At 36.4% G+C, this 14,904-nt stretch carries 17 protein-coding genes and 2 pseudogenes; 13 read left to right on the forward strand and 6 right to left on the reverse strand.

Annotated elements, in window-relative coordinates; genetic code table 11:
• Positions 1-903: 903 nt before the first annotated feature.
• Positions 904-1,092 (reverse strand): annotated as a pseudogene (locus Xinn_RS14435) (IS481 family transposase); the annotation flags it as partial.
• Between the two features lie 48 nt (positions 1,093-1,140).
• Here Xinn_RS14435 and Xinn_RS23470 point away from each other — a divergent pair.
• Positions 1,141-1,338 carry a transposase gene (locus Xinn_RS23470; protein WP_244590214.1) on the forward strand — a complete coding sequence of 66 codons (198 nt, stop codon included), beginning with the start codon at positions 1,141-1,143 and terminating at the stop codon, positions 1,336-1,338.
• A 242-nt stretch (positions 1,339-1,580) separates the two neighbouring features.
• Here the strand turns inward: Xinn_RS23470 and guaA are convergent, their stop codons facing one another.
• A complete protein-coding gene (gene guaA / locus Xinn_RS14445) occupies positions 1,581-3,158 on the reverse strand; it encodes a glutamine-hydrolyzing GMP synthase (protein WP_086953441.1) in 1,578 nt (525 codons plus the stop codon).
• A gap of 84 nt (positions 3,159-3,242) precedes the next feature.
• Positions 3,243-4,709, reverse strand: a complete 1,467-nt coding sequence (guaB, locus tag Xinn_RS14450; RefSeq protein ID WP_086953442.1) for an IMP dehydrogenase — start codon at positions 4,707-4,709, stop codon at positions 3,243-3,245.
• Positions 4,710-4,883: 174 nt separating this feature from the next.
• On the opposite strand from guaB, the gene xseA reads away from it, so the two are divergent.
• The 7 genes and pseudogenes from xseA (at position 4,884) to Xinn_RS14485 (ending at position 9,145) form a co-directional block, all read left to right on the forward strand.
• Positions 4,884-6,245 carry an exodeoxyribonuclease VII large subunit gene (xseA, locus tag Xinn_RS14455; RefSeq protein WP_086953443.1) on the forward strand — a complete coding sequence of 454 codons (1,362 nt, stop codon included), beginning with the start codon at positions 4,884-4,886 and terminating at the stop codon, positions 6,243-6,245.
• Between the two features lie 267 nt (positions 6,246-6,512).
• Positions 6,513-6,743, forward strand: coding sequence for a hypothetical protein (locus Xinn_RS14460; RefSeq protein ID WP_086953444.1), 231 nt, complete (start codon positions 6,513-6,515; stop codon positions 6,741-6,743).
• Positions 6,744-6,754: 11 nt separating this feature from the next.
• Complete coding sequence (locus Xinn_RS14465; protein WP_086953445.1) at positions 6,755-6,967, forward strand: hypothetical protein; 213 nt, start codon at positions 6,755-6,757, stop codon at positions 6,965-6,967.
• Between the two features lie 125 nt (positions 6,968-7,092).
• Positions 7,093-7,302, forward strand: coding sequence for a hypothetical protein (locus Xinn_RS22460; protein ID WP_086953446.1), 210 nt, complete (start codon positions 7,093-7,095; stop codon positions 7,300-7,302).
• 81 nt (positions 7,303-7,383) lie between these two features.
• Positions 7,384-7,671, forward strand: a pseudogene (locus Xinn_RS14475) (exodeoxyribonuclease VII large subunit); the annotation flags it as partial.
• A 415-nt stretch (positions 7,672-8,086) separates the two neighbouring features.
• Positions 8,087-8,323 (forward strand): hypothetical protein, encoded by a 237-nt coding sequence (locus Xinn_RS14480; protein ID WP_086953448.1) that lies wholly within the window; start codon positions 8,087-8,089, stop codon positions 8,321-8,323.
• Positions 8,324-8,920: 597 nt separating this feature from the next.
• Complete coding sequence (locus tag Xinn_RS14485; RefSeq protein ID WP_086953449.1) at positions 8,921-9,145, forward strand: hypothetical protein; 225 nt, start codon at positions 8,921-8,923, stop codon at positions 9,143-9,145.
• Between the two features lie 87 nt (positions 9,146-9,232).
• On the opposite strand, the gene Xinn_RS22770 is transcribed toward Xinn_RS14485, so the two are convergent.
• Positions 9,233-9,562, reverse strand: a complete 330-nt coding sequence (locus tag Xinn_RS22770) for a hypothetical protein (RefSeq protein ID WP_222419619.1) — start codon at positions 9,560-9,562, stop codon at positions 9,233-9,235.
• Complete coding sequence (locus Xinn_RS22775) at positions 9,559-9,849, reverse strand: hypothetical protein (protein WP_222419570.1); 291 nt, start codon at positions 9,847-9,849, stop codon at positions 9,559-9,561. The genes Xinn_RS22770 and Xinn_RS22775 overlap by 4 nt, the downstream gene beginning before the upstream one ends.
• A gap of 479 nt (positions 9,850-10,328) precedes the next feature.
• Between Xinn_RS22775 and Xinn_RS14495 the strand changes: the two genes are divergently transcribed.
• The 5 genes from Xinn_RS14495 (at position 10,329) to Xinn_RS14515 (ending at position 12,287) form a co-directional block, all read left to right on the forward strand.
• Entirely contained in the window at positions 10,329-10,628 is a 300-nt protein-coding gene (locus tag Xinn_RS14495) for a hypothetical protein (protein WP_086953450.1), read from the forward strand.
• A gap of 56 nt (positions 10,629-10,684) precedes the next feature.
• Positions 10,685-11,068 (forward strand): hypothetical protein, encoded by a 384-nt coding sequence (locus Xinn_RS14500; protein WP_099137672.1) that lies wholly within the window; start codon positions 10,685-10,687, stop codon positions 11,066-11,068.
• A 61-nt stretch (positions 11,069-11,129) separates the two neighbouring features.
• Positions 11,130-11,444 (forward strand): hypothetical protein, encoded by a 315-nt coding sequence (locus Xinn_RS14505; RefSeq protein WP_086953451.1) that lies wholly within the window; start codon positions 11,130-11,132, stop codon positions 11,442-11,444.
• 92 nt (positions 11,445-11,536) lie between these two features.
• Complete coding sequence (locus tag Xinn_RS14510) at positions 11,537-11,872, forward strand: hypothetical protein (protein WP_086953452.1); 336 nt, start codon at positions 11,537-11,539, stop codon at positions 11,870-11,872.
• 10 nt (positions 11,873-11,882) lie between these two features.
• A complete protein-coding gene (locus tag Xinn_RS14515; protein WP_086953453.1) occupies positions 11,883-12,287 on the forward strand; it encodes a hypothetical protein in 405 nt (134 codons plus the stop codon).
• 292 nt (positions 12,288-12,579) lie between these two features.
• Here the strand turns inward: Xinn_RS14515 and Xinn_RS14520 are convergent, their stop codons facing one another.
• Positions 12,580-14,853, reverse strand: a complete 2,274-nt coding sequence (locus Xinn_RS14520; protein WP_086953454.1) for a TonB-dependent receptor domain-containing protein — start codon at positions 14,851-14,853, stop codon at positions 12,580-12,582.
• Positions 14,854-14,904 lie beyond the last annotated feature (51 nt).

A 14,904-nucleotide genomic window follows, 5' to 3' on the forward strand; every position in this document is an offset into this window, starting at 1 on the left:
TATGCCAGAACGCGTTCAAAACACCACAAAGAAAATCATGTAAAAACAAAACATTGGATGCGTGTTTTGAACGGCTTAATTCTTAAGAGCCTATCTATGATCCAGCTTATTAACGTCAGACATAAACACCTCACTTTATTATTCGTTATAAGGTTATTTCAGCCTACTGCTAACTAGCCCGTTAATATTACTGGGATCAGGCTGCTATCTCTATTGAATAATCCGTAACAAAATGAATACACCTTAAAATAAGGCTGTGCATTATAAAATCTTCCTGTTAGTCGAATGCGTAATTCAGTGAGGTGTATATTTGAAGCTTGGTGCTAATAAAAAAACCTAGTAGCCGAGGTTGGTGTTTAGTCATTTGATTAAATTAAAAATTCAATATAAGGGAAAGCAACACCAGCAAACACTATAGAGGCCGAAATAATAAAGCAGAATAGAGATAATACTGCGTATAGAACTCTTTTAATTATTGTGTTTTCCTTAAAGATCATAAGAGTGGAGTATATCCAACAAGGAATAAGCACAAACAAAAATAAGGAAAGTATTATCCAAAAATAAATCCTAAGTAAAATATATAATTGATACTCATCCATACATAGCCCTCATGATCCATTATAGACCTCAGAATATATCAGTAACTCCACCAGCTCACCACTACCTCAGGGCGCAAGCATACTTTTTTTCATCCCTATTGAATGAAAAATCATGACATGATCAAATAAGTCTTATTTCTCTTGATATGGTCACATCAATATGATTGATAAGGAGATGAGATGAATTTCTTAGACAAGAAAGAACTGGTTCAAAAAACCAAACTATCAATGAGTCAAGTAGACGGACTGAAGAAAGCCGGATTATTTCCGGCTCGATTTCACCGCAGGCCTCATCATCCTGTTATTTTTTCTCTAACGCAATGATCTGGGCTTCTGTGAGGATAATGCCTTCCTTTTCCACTTTCGCTTCCAGTGCTGCCAGTCGCTTTTTAAAGTTTTCCAGATTATGCCGTAACCAAATGGAGCGAACGCCACTCCCAGAAACAAAAATACCCTGTTTACGTAATTCATTACTGGTACGTGCTTGACCATAATGACACAAGATTTGTTGCCGAAGATCCCAAGGGGGGCAGTGATTGTGATGGATAATGCCTCTTTCCATAAACGGTGTGATACGCTACAAGCGATAGCCGATCACGGGTGTCAGTTAGAATGGCTTCCCCCTTACAGCCCAGATTTAAATCCTATCGAAAACAAATGGGCTGAAACAAAAACCACAAGAAGACGAGAACGATGCTCTATTGATGAACTGTTTACAGAGCATGTAACCTATGTCTGATTATATTGATTCTGCTATAAAGGCCATCACGGTCTGAAACTTTATATAATTTATCGGTTGGTTTGAGGCTTTTGAGTTTGGTGTCTGTCAGCATAGCGGCATCCTTTTTGTCGGTTTGATACCGTCAAAAAATGTATGCAGGTACGGTGAGGCTTTATGAGATCTGGAAAATAAAAGACCCTTAAATCAGGGTCTTAATTAGGAAATCATGATGATTTGGTGAGGCTTGGGAAGACTTTAGATCATTCCCACTCAATTGTTGCTGGTGGTTTACCGCTGATGTCATAGACCACACGCGATATCCCATTGACTTCATTAATTATTCTATTTGATACACGGCCAAGGAACTCATATGGCAGATGTGCCCAATGCGCGGTCATAAAGTCGATGGTTTCTACTGCACGCAAGGAGACAACCCAGTCATATTTACGTCCATCACCCATTACGCCAACGGAACGAACCGGCAGGAATACGGTAAATGCCTGACTGACCTTGTTATACAGATCTGCTTTGTGCAATTCTTCAATAAAGATGGCATCAGCACGACGCAGTAAGTCACAGTATTCTTTCTTCACTTCGCCCAGTACGCGCACACCAAGACCCGGCCCCGGGAATGGATGACGGTACAGCATGTCATATGGCAGACCCAGTTCCAAACCGATGCGACGTACTTCATCTTTGAACAACTCTTTCAGAGGTTCAACCAGACCCAGTGCCATATCTTCAGGTAAGCCACCCACATTGTGGTGAGATTTGATTACATGTGCGTTACCGGTTGCAGATGCTGCTGATTCGATAACATCCGGGTAAATTGTGCCCTGTGCCAACCACTTAACCTGAGTTTGTTTTGCCGCTTCTTCGTCAAATACATCGATAAATACGTGGCCGATGGTTTTACGCTTGGCTTCAGGGTCATCAATTCCTGCCAGTGCAGAAAGGAAACGATCTTCGGCTTTCACATGGATAATATTCAGGTCAAATTTACCCTCGAACATTTCCATTACCTGATCAGCTTCATTTAAACGCAGCAGGCCATTGTCTACAAATACACAGGTCAGTTGTTTGCCAATTGCACGGTTCAGCAACAGCGCCGTTACTGAGGAGTCAACACCACCGGACAGAGCCAGAATAACTTTATCATCACCGATCTGGGCACGCAGGCGCTCTACGATATCTTCAATGATAGATGCTGGCGTCCACAGTGCTTCACATTGGCAAATATCCAGTACAAAGCGTTTCAGAATATTATGACCCTGATGAGTGTGAGTCACTTCAGGGTGGAACTGTACGCCATAAAAACGTTTTTCATCATTCGCCATAATAGCAAATGGGCAACTATCAGTGCTGGCTACAGTGGTGAAACCTTCTGGAATAGCTGTGACCTTATCGCCATGGCTCATCCACACATCCAGTACTGGTGTACCTGATTCATTCAGTGCATCCTGAATGCCGCGGAATAGTTCACTTTCACCTTTGAGCTCAACCTGAGCGTAACCAAATTCACGCTCATTAGAGGTAGAAACTTCGCCACCCAATTGCATGGACATAGTTTGCATGCCATAGCAGACGCCCAATACTGGCACACCCGCGTTGAAAACATATTCTGGCGCACGTGGACTGTTGTTTTCAGTTGTGCTTTCCGGGCCACCAGAAAGAATGATGCCGTTCGGGTTAAATGCTCGGATTTGTTCTTCAGTGACATTCCATGTCCAAAGTTCACAATAAACACCGATTTCACGGATACGACGAGCAATAAGTTGCGTATATTGCGAGCCAAAATCAAGGATCAGAACGCGATGTTGATGGATATTAGTTGTCATTAGAGGTGAATTCCCAAAACAAGTGGCAATTAAAAAATAAAAAAAATCAGTGACCCGCAATTGCGAGCCACTGTGTAAAATAAATTACAGACCTAAACGGTAGTTTGGTGATTCTTTCGTGATAGTCACATCGTGAACGTGGCTTTCCTGAATACCAGCGCCACTGATACGAACGAATTCTGCTTTAGTTCTCAGTTCGTCAATTGTCGCACAGCCTGTCAGACCCATACAGGAGCGTAGTCCGCCCATTTGTTGGTGAACGATGCTTTTCAACAATCCTTTATAAGCAACACGGCCTTCGATACCTTCCGGCACTAATTTGTCTGCTGCATTGTCAGTCTGGAAGTAACGATCAGAAGAGCCTTTAGACATTGCGCCCAGAGAACCCATTCCACGATAGGATTTGAATGAACGACCCTGATAGAGTTCGATTTCACCCGGAGATTCTTCTGTCCCTGCTAACATTGAACCGACCATCACACATGCAGCACCTGCAGCGATGGCCTTCGCGATGTCACCAGAGAAACGGATACCACCATCAGCAATGACTGGAATTCCTGTACCTTCCAGCGCTTCCACTGCATCGGCAATCGCTGTAATTTGTGGCACACCAACACCAGTTACGATACGGGTAGTACAGATAGAACCCGGGCCGATACCGACTTTAACTGCATTAACTCCGGCTTCTACCAGTGCTTTTGCACCTTCACCCGTTGCTACGTTACCACCGATGATTTGCAGATCAGGGTATTTAGCGCGAGTCTCACGAATACGCTGCAAGACACCTTCGGAGTGCCCGTGAGATGAGTCAATCAGCAATACGTCCACACCAGCGGCTACCAGTGCGTCAACACGCTCTTCATTGCCAGCACCAGCACCAACGGCAGCACCAACACGCAGACGACCCTGTTCATCTTTACAGGCATTTGGTTTACGTTCTGCTTTCTGAAAATCTTTCACTGTGATCATGCCGAGCAAATGGAAGTTATCATCAACTACCAATGCTTTCTCAACGCGTTTTTCGTGCATTTTCTGCAATACCACGTCACGAGCTTCACCTTCTTTAACTGTCACCAGACGCTCTTTTGGCGTCATTACTGCGGTAACAGGCAGTTCCAGATCTGTGACAAAACGCACATCGCGGCCAGTGATAATACCTACCAGTTCGTTAGACTCTGTTACGACAGGATAGCCAGCAAAACCATTACGGGCAGTCAGTTCATTAACTTCACGCAGTGTAGTTTGCGGTGTGACAGTGACAGGATCGGTTACAACACCACTTTCGTGTTTTTTCACGCGACTGACTTCTTCAGCCTGACGCTCAATAGGCATATTCTTGTGAATAAAACCAATTCCCCCTTCCTGTGCCAACGCGATAGCCAGAGAAGATTCCGTTACGGTATCCATTGCTGCCGAGAGCATAGGCACGTTCAGGCGGATAGTAGATGTTAATTGTGTGGACAAGTCTGCCGTGTTAGGCAGAACTGTAGAATGGGCAGGAACCAACAAAACGTCATCAAAGGTTAATGCTTCTTTTTTAATTCGTAACATGAGCAATATCTCACCAAGCTATGGGGCGTCAATAAGGGATAAAATATTGCCGCGGCATTATACAGGCCGTAATCGGTTGCCTCCAGCATTTTCTGAAAAAATTTCTTGATTAGTGGTAGCGAGCAGTTATCATCAATCAATTAAGTCCTTGTTTTAAAATTTGATCTGGCTCACATGTCACTACCAATCAACACTGGAATTTTTTCTGTTAGTCGTCTGAATCAGACGGTTCGTCAGCTATTAGAACTGGAAATGGGCAAAATTTGGCTGAGTGCTGAAATTTCTAATTTTTCCCAGCCTTCATCCGGTCATTGGTATTTCACGCTGAAAGATGAACGGGCGCAAATTAAGGCTGCGATGTTTCGTGGTCATAATGTGCGGGCAACATTTCGTCCACAAAACGGTCAGCAGGTGTTGGTTCGAGCACAGATTACTCTGTATGAACCACGCGGTGATTATCAATTGATAGTAGAAAGTATCCAGCCCGCCGGTGATGGGTTGCTACAACAACAATTTGAAGTATTAAAACAAAAACTCACCGCAGAAGGACTGTTTGAGCAAATCCATAAAAAAACACTCCCTTCACCTGCAAAACGCCTCGGTGTGATTACTTCCGCCAGTGGTGCCGCGTTACACGATGTTCTGAACATTCTGAAACGCCGCGATCCTTCTCTGCCAATTATTATTTATCCTACTGCCGTTCAGGGAGCAGAGGCACCACTACAAATTATCCGGGCTATTGAGCTGGCGAATACCCGACAGGAATGTGATGTTTTAATTGTCGGACGTGGCGGTGGTTCGCTGGAGGATTTATGGTGTTTCAATGATGAACAGGTGGCACGGGCAATATTTCAGAGCCAAATCCCTGTCGTCAGTGCCGTCGGGCATGAGACTGATGTCACCATCGCAGATTTCGTCGCTGATCTGCGTGCTCCGACTCCTTCGGCAGCGGCTGAGTTAGTCAGCAGAAATCAAATTGAGCTGTTGAGACAAATTCAGTCCCTGCAACAACGCCTCGAAATGGCAATGGATTACTTTTTTGCCCAAAAGCAGCGTATCTTTAATGGGTTATATCATCGTCTCCAGCAACAAAGCCCGGATTTACGGCTGGCTCGTCAACAGAATCGCTTATCTGAATTACGCCAGAAATTAATAGATGGTTTATTACATCATTTAAAACAAAATTCAGTTGGCTATGAAAAATTAAATCAACGGCTGTTACAGCACAATCCTGAGCAGGAAATACGACATTATAGCCAATATATTCAACAGATTGATTTCCGCTTAAAACAGGCCATTGAAAGGCAATTATCCCGTTATAAAGAGAAATTTGCCGTTTCCTGTTCACGCATGGAAGCAGTCAGCCCACTGGCAACACTGAGCCGTGGTTATAGTATCAGTGAAACTCCTGATGGAAAGTTACTGAAGCAAGTGAAACAGGTAAAAGTTGGTGATCCACTGCGGACACGGGTGCAGGATGGCTGGGTTGAGAGTCAGGTGACTCAGGTTCAGAAAATCAGCAAAATAAAAAAATAAATTTTCATATATAATTTTCAAATTAATAAGAGGGTTATATTAAAAATAACCCTCACAGTTATATTTTTTCCATTTAATGGCTTGATGGATGGTATTCTTATCCTATAATTAATTATAAGATGAAATTACATTAATAAATAACGGTAATCTTGTCTTGCAGACAATTAATTTTATGCTTTTTAATCTAAAATTATTTTATTACTTTGGAATTAGTGTTCAACCACTAATCCACAAATACTACACACAGCATTAAATAGTGAGGCTTTTATGAATGATGTAACAGTTAAAACACAAGTTGGTATTGATAAAGAAACGTTGGATCAGATAGAAAAATGCTTACTTAGCTTAGTTGATTTAGTTATTAAAATAGACCACGCGTTAGTTAGTGGTAATGTTATTACTAATTACACTGCCAACATTATCAATGTTTCCGTAAAAGATTTAGTCACTCTGACAAACGATATTCTTAACGCTGTATACACTCAAAAAAAAGATTAGGAGATTAAATTATGGTGGAATTAACTGACACAGAAAAATACGCTTTACCTTCTGATGAAAAAACAGCTCTCAATAATGCAATTCGCGATTTTCAAACGAAAATTGATAATGTAATATTTTTACTTTATGAAAGAGGTATAATAGGTAATATTGCAAAAATAATTATATTATTTTTTGTAGATACATTTCTAGGGAATGTTCCAAGCGTTATTAATCAGCTATGATATTTCAATACCTGAGTGTTATTTTTAAATAAACTTAATTTTAACCAGCAAAATTTCATAAAAATTCTGTGGATTTTACTTTTTTTTCAATAAACAAATCCACCTTTTAAATAGGTAGAATCATAATGATAGAGGAACTAGATAAAACACCAAGCGAATTCATTAACAATGAAGTAAAAGAAGATATAAAAAATATCATTTTTTCTTTTAGCTCATTAATTGTAAATATAATTACCATACTTTCAAATTTAGGTATAATTTCACACAGCATGTCCCTTGCGATAAAATGGGCTATAATAACTTCCTTCGCTAGCATCGCAGAAATGATTGAATAAAACACCCATGCCAAAAAATTCAACGCTACATTATAAACCACTCCAGCATATTAGTCAGAGTGGTTTATATATCTGTATTTTAAGCTACATTCATATTCCAATGAAATTAATTTTCGCTTAAAGCCAGCAATTGAAAGGCAATTATCCCGTTATAAAGAGAAATTTGCCGCTTCCTGTCCACGCATGGAAGCAGTCAGCCCACTGGCAACATTGAGCCGTGGTTATAGTATCAGTGAAACTCCTGATGGAAAGTTACTGAAGCAAGTGAAACAGGTAAAAGTTGGTGATCCACTGCGGACACGGGTGCAGGATGGCTGGGTTGGGAGTCAGGTGACTCAGATTCAGAAAATCAGCAAAAGAAAAAAATAAATTTTCATATATAATTTTTAAATTAATAAGAGGGTTATATTAAAAACAACCCTCACAATTATATTTTTTCCATTTAATGACTTGATGGATGAGATCTTTATTCTACACTTAATTACATAAAGACATTATTTACATTATTAATATATGCATATTCCAAATGCACTACATTTTAAATGCTTTGACATAATAATATATTAAAACAGCAAGTTACAATGAATTATTTAAACTAATCCACAAAGATTAATAATTTATGTTTTTATCGCTAAGAAAGCACCAGATATCTAATATAAAACATACATATCGTGAGATGATGATTTTTCATAGAGCTACTACTTTTTATTTATCTACTACATTATAGCTCTTTCATTATTAACCAGAAGTACCACACACAACATTAATTAATAGTGAGAATATTATGAGTGAATTAAACACAAAAGAATTAAAAAAAACAACCATTCCAGATGCATTTTGGGATGATATAGAAGGTGCTACTAAGGGAGTAAAAGAGATACTTCAGTATATATTTCTTGCAGTACAAGCTGCCGAAAAACTACCTAAAGATACAGTAGATCAAATAAATTATGCCTTAGAGGAAATCTATAAGGCTACTATTAACATTCTAGAGAAACAAAAAGAAAAACACCTTATCTAAAATAATCTAAAAGTAAGTGGTTCATAAAAAACTGTTTTAACTGATTCTATAATTTATATTTATAGATAATTATACGCTCAACACATAATCATTAAATATTACTACTCCTGAAAAATAGCGAGGAAATTATGAATGAATTCTCATAGTTAAATGAAGAAGAAGTTTTACCTGAATCCTTTTGGAACTATATAATAAGTATTAATAGCGCTCTTGAAAATGTACTATTGAATATATTTAGTGCATTGACTGATATAAAAGTTTTATCTTCAAGCCTTAACAATTTAATAGGAACAGGAATATCAGCACTTATTGCTTTATTCAAAGCTGCTATACAAATTACAAAGTATTTCGTACAAGGCTAAAAAACCATGAAATACTTAATAATTATCAAAATTAATGAAAATAAAAACTCTAATATTATAGATAACTATACGCTAATAAGAACAAGTTAAACCAATGCAGATATAAGCTTAAAGTTTACTCACTCAACATGTTTATGAACATATAATATAAATTAATTAACCAATTTAGAGAAATCCAAAGTGGTTAATTAACAATGTAATTTCCAGTAAAATAAAAATACCTGAGGAATTAACCATGAATAAAATCAAAAAGCCGGAAATAAATTCATTCCCCAACAATGAGTTTTGGGACAGCTTAGAACGAATAGTTAATGGACTATCTAACTTAATTAAAAATATTATCAGTGCATTGAATAAATTAGGGATTATTTCTTATGATTTATCATTCAAAATAAAAATGATTCTATCAGGTATAGCATCAGCAATTTGTGTTATTTTTGATAAACAAAAGAAATACTAATATCACCCTAAAAAATAATATATTATGGTTATGATATAATTTTAAAGTATAGCGATAAAAATTACCGCTATACTAATTTATTTTATATTAAAAACGAATTTCTGTACCCATTACGTAGGTTCGGCCACGGGCGGTTTGGGCTGAATTTTCTCCATTCGATATATTTGGTGAAGAATTCATTCTATTCAGCGCATCTGCATAGTTATCTAGCGTTAATGCGTTGGGTCTAGCTTGTTCAATTTCCTGTTTCCGCCACGTATACAGGAGTTTTGTGGGAATACCTAACGCTTCGGCCGCCTGTGAGACTAAATAGTGTTGTTCACAACCAAATTGGGTTATTGAGGCAAATTCAATCCCTGCAACAACGCCTCGAAATGGTAATAGATTGTTTTTTGCCCACAGGCACCTATCTTTCAATCGGTTATTTCATCAGCTTCAACAACAAAGCCAGGATTTACGGCTGACCCGTCAACAGAATCGTTTATCTGAATTACACCAGAAATTGATAGATGGTTTATTACGTCGTTTAAAACAGAATTCAGTCGCCTGTGAAAAATTAAATCAACGGCTGCTACAGCATAATCCTGAGCAGGAAATACGACATTATAGCCAGAACATTCAAGAAATTGATTTCTATTTAAAACAAACCATTGAAGGCAGTTATCACGCCATAAAGAAAAATTTGCTGTTTCCTGTTCACGCATGGAGGCCGTCAGCCCACTGACAGCACTGAGCCGTGGTTATAATATCAGTGAAACTCCTGATGAAAAGTTGTTGAAGCAAGTGAAACAGCTAAAAGTTGGTGATTCACTGAAGACCCGATTGTAGGACGGATGTGTTGAAAGTCTGGTGATACAGGTGAAAAAAAACCGCCAGAAAAATAAATTTTAATTTAATCATTAAGTTACTTGACACACCAAGTTCTCTATTTTATTTTTTATTTTATTACTTGATGTATATAATTTTTATCCTACAATTAGTTTTATATGGAAACTATATTTTATGTAATTAACCCGAATGGGAAGATTATTCCCCTGAAATTAAAAATAACTGTTTTCACTTATGATTAAATAACAATACCCAATGTAATGCTGGATACAATATTGTTTCAGTTTAACCTTCATACTTAAAAACACTAAAAAACAACGACCTTAAATAATTAAAAAAATCTGAGGAATAAATTATGACCAATATTAAAAACGATGATCACATGGCGATTTTCATTAAAAATTCTAACGTTATATCTATAGAAAATATATTTGAACAAAATAACGCCAAAATAATTGTAAAGGATGAGACAGGGAAACAATACATTTGTAAACTACGGTCAAAAGTTACTTATAATATGCTCTGCAATGGATTGTTTGCAATCGTATTACATGCATTTCGTCACACTATCACCATAAAAACATTAAAACTTTCTATCCTCCAGAGTACTGAAGGATATCACTATCTTTCTGGAGCTGAGATAGATAGTTTTTAAGTGAAATTATCTTCCAGAAGTTGAATAAAAAAGTATTTATTCTATAGGGCATTGCCATGAATGATAAAAAAAAACCATCCACCAACCAATTAAATATAGGTGATACATCTGATTTCATCAAAGGTGTAGAAGGTATAAGTGAACCGGATAATCGGGGTTATTTATATTTTAAGGATTTACATATTTATCAACTTATCTCGGAGGGAGTGGGGCCTGGCTCAGTTAAAATTAAAAATAATGTAAGGATGGGACTTATTAGCAATAAAACAGAGGAATATTTTAAAAATTTTAATTTAAGATATAATGAAGATACTATTAGAGGAGTTGGAATATACCTAATGGTCCTAGAAGGAAAGAGTTATTATTATAATATGCATGTACGTTTTGTAACTCGGAGTTCTGGATATCTTGATAGATTAATTTTTGGAAGCAAAATATAATTAAATTAATTCTTATATTTTTACTTATATAATAAACATTATTATTAAAAGATAAATAAATATGAAAAACAAAAAAAACAACACGTTAAACAAATCTGACTCGAAATTATATAATCACATGAGGATAAAAAAAATATCAGTTAACATTCACCAATATAACTACAAAGCATTAATAACAGTTCAAGATGAAAATAAACATGGTGAAAATAAATACTTTTATTTAGATAACTCAGACAATTCAATAGATGAGTATGGAATGTTTGAAGCCTTATTACATTGTTCATCCAATAATAATCCAGCAGTAGCAATTATTACCACTGGTTATATTGATGATGAAGGCATTGAATATATTGGAGAAATTCTATTTTTCAACTGAAAGTAATTTCATCTAGATTAAGTGTTGCTAATAATATAAATATTAGAGTCATATCCATATGATAGCTGAAAGTATTCTGATGGAGTAATTAAATGCTTAATAATGAAAAAGAACCTATTTCCACCTCAAATAGCGATTTAGATAATAAAGTTTTATCTATTAATTTACGAACTGTAAAAATCAGAAGAATAATTATCAATATGAGAGAAGAAGGAGAAAATGAAAACAATGCATCAATCTTATGTCAGGAACAACATACTGAAAGTAAGGCTAAATATTTTTGCAAGTTAGCCAGACCTGATGATTCAATAAATGGTTTAGGCGTATACAAAATGCTGTTAATAGCCAAATTGAAGAGATGGGATATAGTCATAAACGTTGATAGTAATAATTATATTTTAAATGCTTATCTATCTAAAAAAAATTAAGGGGTTAATTATGGTAGACAGAAGTGTCGTAATTCTCTTCGATAACAAAACAAAATTTCACTTAGTTATAGATGAAAAATGGATGTACATTTATCACGGAAGATGGTCTAAAAATCTAAAACCTCCGAAGAATATAAAATCTTACTCACAAGCGTGGTGGGGAAGTGAATCAAATGGATTTATGACGGGAACTGAGGGTTATGTCAGGTACAGCATTATGGATGGAGAGAGTGAAACAGGAGATGTATCTAATAATTGGGTTCAAATTAGATGGGAGAATCCTTATTACGGTTTTAATTCATATCCATCAACAATATCTAATAATGATCTGTATAGTATAACTAGAAATCCTAACACCGGGAGCGGAAATGAGGCTACCGTAATAATCACTTTCTCAATGATAAATCCCGACTGATATTTATACTAGCTGTAAATTTTTAATTTCAACTGAAAGATTCATTTTTTAAACTACTATTATGGAAACTAAAATAAATATGTTACATGAATTTATATTATAGTCACGATCAAATACTATTGCATAATTAATTTTATTCTAAGCTAAGATGCAATTTGGTCTTCCTATAAAATAGCTTCAATTAATTGCTCAAACGTGACTAGCATACATCACGTTTTTTCACTCTATGTTCGAAGCATTAAGTTAAAATAACGGCAAGATTTTGCCGTTATTTTAGATTATTCAGATACTATCAGAACCGAATCTCCGCACCCATTACGTAGCTTCGACCGCGGGCGGTTTTTGTTGTGGTATCAGCTTCATCCATCATTGGTAGTGAATTAATACGATTAAGTGCTTCAGAATAATTTTTATTTGTTAAGTTTTTAACTGAAAATAGTAATGATATATTTTTATTTACTTCGTATATACTATACAGGTCAATAATCGTAGGTATTTTATTTTCTTTCACTGCCTCACCTTTGTATCCATTTTCGTCATTTGCGTCCACATAAGACAATGTTCTATAAGATGGTCCAGTATATTTTATAACGGTCCCAAAAGTCAATTTTTCATCTAACAAACGAACTCCTGAGTCTAAAGTAATATAATGCTCAGGTAGCTGAGAGTATGATTGAGCACCAAAATCTATCATGGCTGGTGAAATAGGTTGTTCAGATTTTTGCTTGCTATAAGACAACAAGCCATAAAACACACCTGCATCATAATTTGCTGAAATCTCATATCCATGCATATTAACTGGTTCCAATGTATTGGTATAAATATACATTTTAACATTGGCGTCTATCTTATTCCAATCTGCATTTGATAATGTTCCATCGTACAAACAACTTACTTTATTTGAACATAACAAATATACATCACTAGAAATATAATCTTTAATTTTAGTACGGTATAAAATAGCTTTTAAGGAAAAAACATCTCCTTTAGTAATTAAATCAGTTCGATAGCTATTAAAGCCAATTTGATAAGTATCAACTTTCTCTCCTTTCAAGAATGGATTCATAGAAGCTCCACCTTCATTAGCATAGAAAACCTCCTGAACGTTTGGCGCCCTCATTGAATGGAAATAACTTACGAATGGTTGAAACTCAGGAATAATCTCTGCTGATAATAGAATATTTGGATTAAATCCACTTTCTCTCAGATTTATGTGTGCTTCTCCTTGTGGAAAACACTCTATTTTATCTTCACAAGCTGGCTTTACTCCTTTAACACTATAATTAAGGTAATTTACCCCAAAATTAGCAGTATAAATACCTCGTTCTATTTTCATACTAGTATAAACACTGGAAATATTTTGCTTACCACTTGGAGAAAACACATTATTTTCTCGTATCTGTTCATCCAGTTTTTCATCGTCTGAGCTTGTATCTATTTTTTTTTGGTAATCAGTACTCATCAACTTACTACCTAGAGTGAAAGCAAAGTCAGTATCACCATAATTAAATCGGCTAATATTTTTGATATCGATTGCATCAGATTTATTTTTTGCTTCACTTCTACCTAATACACCAATAGATTTATTATCAAAATGTTGTTGTCCATTACTCGTACTAAGCATAACTTTGGCATCCACCAACTCAGTAAATGGTGTGTAATGATATTTTAAATAATAATCATGGCTATCAACATGGCGTTTATTAAATTTATTATGATAAAAGCGACTACTTAACTCTAGATCATGAAAATCATTAGGTTTAATATTTATTTTTATCAATTGAGAATTTGGTTTTTGTTTAAATGTCTTATCTGTACCAAACATCTCACTGCTGATACCATCAGCGTTTCTATAATGCGCTTCAACATTGTGTCCACTATAAGCAAACATAGCTCCCAAAGAACCTTCTGAGCTAAATGCTTGTGTTTTTCCTGCAACAGCTACCATACCACTTCGATCAGTGCCGTTATTGCCATATATCCATCTAGAACGGATTCCTAAATTGTTGCCTTCAAATATCACATCATCTACATCAATAGTACGGAAGTTTGCACTTCCCGCTAATGTGTTGACTGAATCAGAATCATCAGCTTGCCCACGGGAAATATCGGTACGGATAATAAAATTAGGATCAATCAATGCACCAAATTCATTATTAGGCTGTGCCCCATGTGCGTATTCACTTGGTGCTGCGCCATAAAAACTTTGGCTAACGCCATCCACCATCATATTAACGCGGCCAAAGCCACTTAATCCGCGAATATTAACACTTACAACTCCAACGCCTTGGCTAGCATCCATCTGGGTATAAGTTCCCGGCAAACTGCGCAATATACTATCCACAGACTCTAGTTTATTATCTTCCCCGACCGAACTATAAGCGCCGGGCTTTTCCATCGCTTCTATTTGTGGGCCATTTTTATTATCCTGAGAGCCTGATACTTTCAATGCATCGAACCGCATGACTTTCTGGTTTTTATTGTCATTGGTGTCTTCAGCATAAGCGATTCCCTGAAGCCCGATAAATACTGCACTGGCTCCGGCTATTTTTGCCATGATTTTCATTAATATCATCCTAATTAAAAATATTTATTAAAGCTCACATTGCTTCGCTAA

Origin of the sequence: Xenorhabdus innexi (genome assembly GCF_002632485.1) — a bacterium.
Lineage (GTDB): Bacteria > Pseudomonadota > Gammaproteobacteria > Enterobacterales > Enterobacteriaceae > Xenorhabdus > Xenorhabdus innexi.

Coding starts and splice junctions, on each gene's coding strand:
- Xinn_RS14510 (WP_086953452.1), top strand. CDS start 11,537: ATGCTTAATAATGAAAAAGAACCTATTTCCACCTCAAATAGCGATTTA.
- Xinn_RS23470 (WP_244590214.1), top strand. CDS start 1,141: ATGGATAATGCCTCTTTCCATAAACGGTGTGATACGCTACAAGCGATA.
- Xinn_RS14500 (WP_099137672.1), top strand. CDS start 10,685: ATGAATGATAAAAAAAAACCATCCACCAACCAATTAAATATAGGTGAT.
- guaB (WP_086953442.1), bottom strand. CDS start 4,709: ATGTTACGAATTAAAAAAGAAGCATTAACCTTTGATGACGTTTTGTTG.
- Xinn_RS14520 (WP_086953454.1), bottom strand. CDS start 14,853: ATGAAAATCATGGCAAAAATAGCCGGAGCCAGTGCAGTATTTATCGGG.
- Xinn_RS14515 (WP_086953453.1), top strand. CDS start 11,883: ATGGTAGACAGAAGTGTCGTAATTCTCTTCGATAACAAAACAAAATTT.
- Xinn_RS14465 (WP_086953445.1), top strand. CDS start 6,755: ATGGTGGAATTAACTGACACAGAAAAATACGCTTTACCTTCTGATGAA.
- Xinn_RS14480 (WP_086953448.1), top strand. CDS start 8,087: ATGAGTGAATTAAACACAAAAGAATTAAAAAAAACAACCATTCCAGAT.
- Xinn_RS14460 (WP_086953444.1), top strand. CDS start 6,513: ATGAATGATGTAACAGTTAAAACACAAGTTGGTATTGATAAAGAAACG.
- Xinn_RS14485 (WP_086953449.1), top strand. CDS start 8,921: ATGAATAAAATCAAAAAGCCGGAAATAAATTCATTCCCCAACAATGAG.
- Xinn_RS22775 (WP_222419570.1), bottom strand. CDS start 9,849: ATGCGTGAACAGGAAACAGCAAATTTTTCTTTATGGCGTGATAACTGC.
- xseA (WP_086953443.1), top strand. CDS start 4,884: ATGTCACTACCAATCAACACTGGAATTTTTTCTGTTAGTCGTCTGAAT.
- Xinn_RS22460 (WP_086953446.1), top strand. CDS start 7,093: ATGATAGAGGAACTAGATAAAACACCAAGCGAATTCATTAACAATGAA.
- Xinn_RS14495 (WP_086953450.1), top strand. CDS start 10,329: ATGACCAATATTAAAAACGATGATCACATGGCGATTTTCATTAAAAAT.
- Xinn_RS14505 (WP_086953451.1), top strand. CDS start 11,130: ATGAAAAACAAAAAAAACAACACGTTAAACAAATCTGACTCGAAATTA.
- guaA (WP_086953441.1), bottom strand. CDS start 3,158: ATGACAACTAATATCCATCAACATCGCGTTCTGATCCTTGATTTTGGC.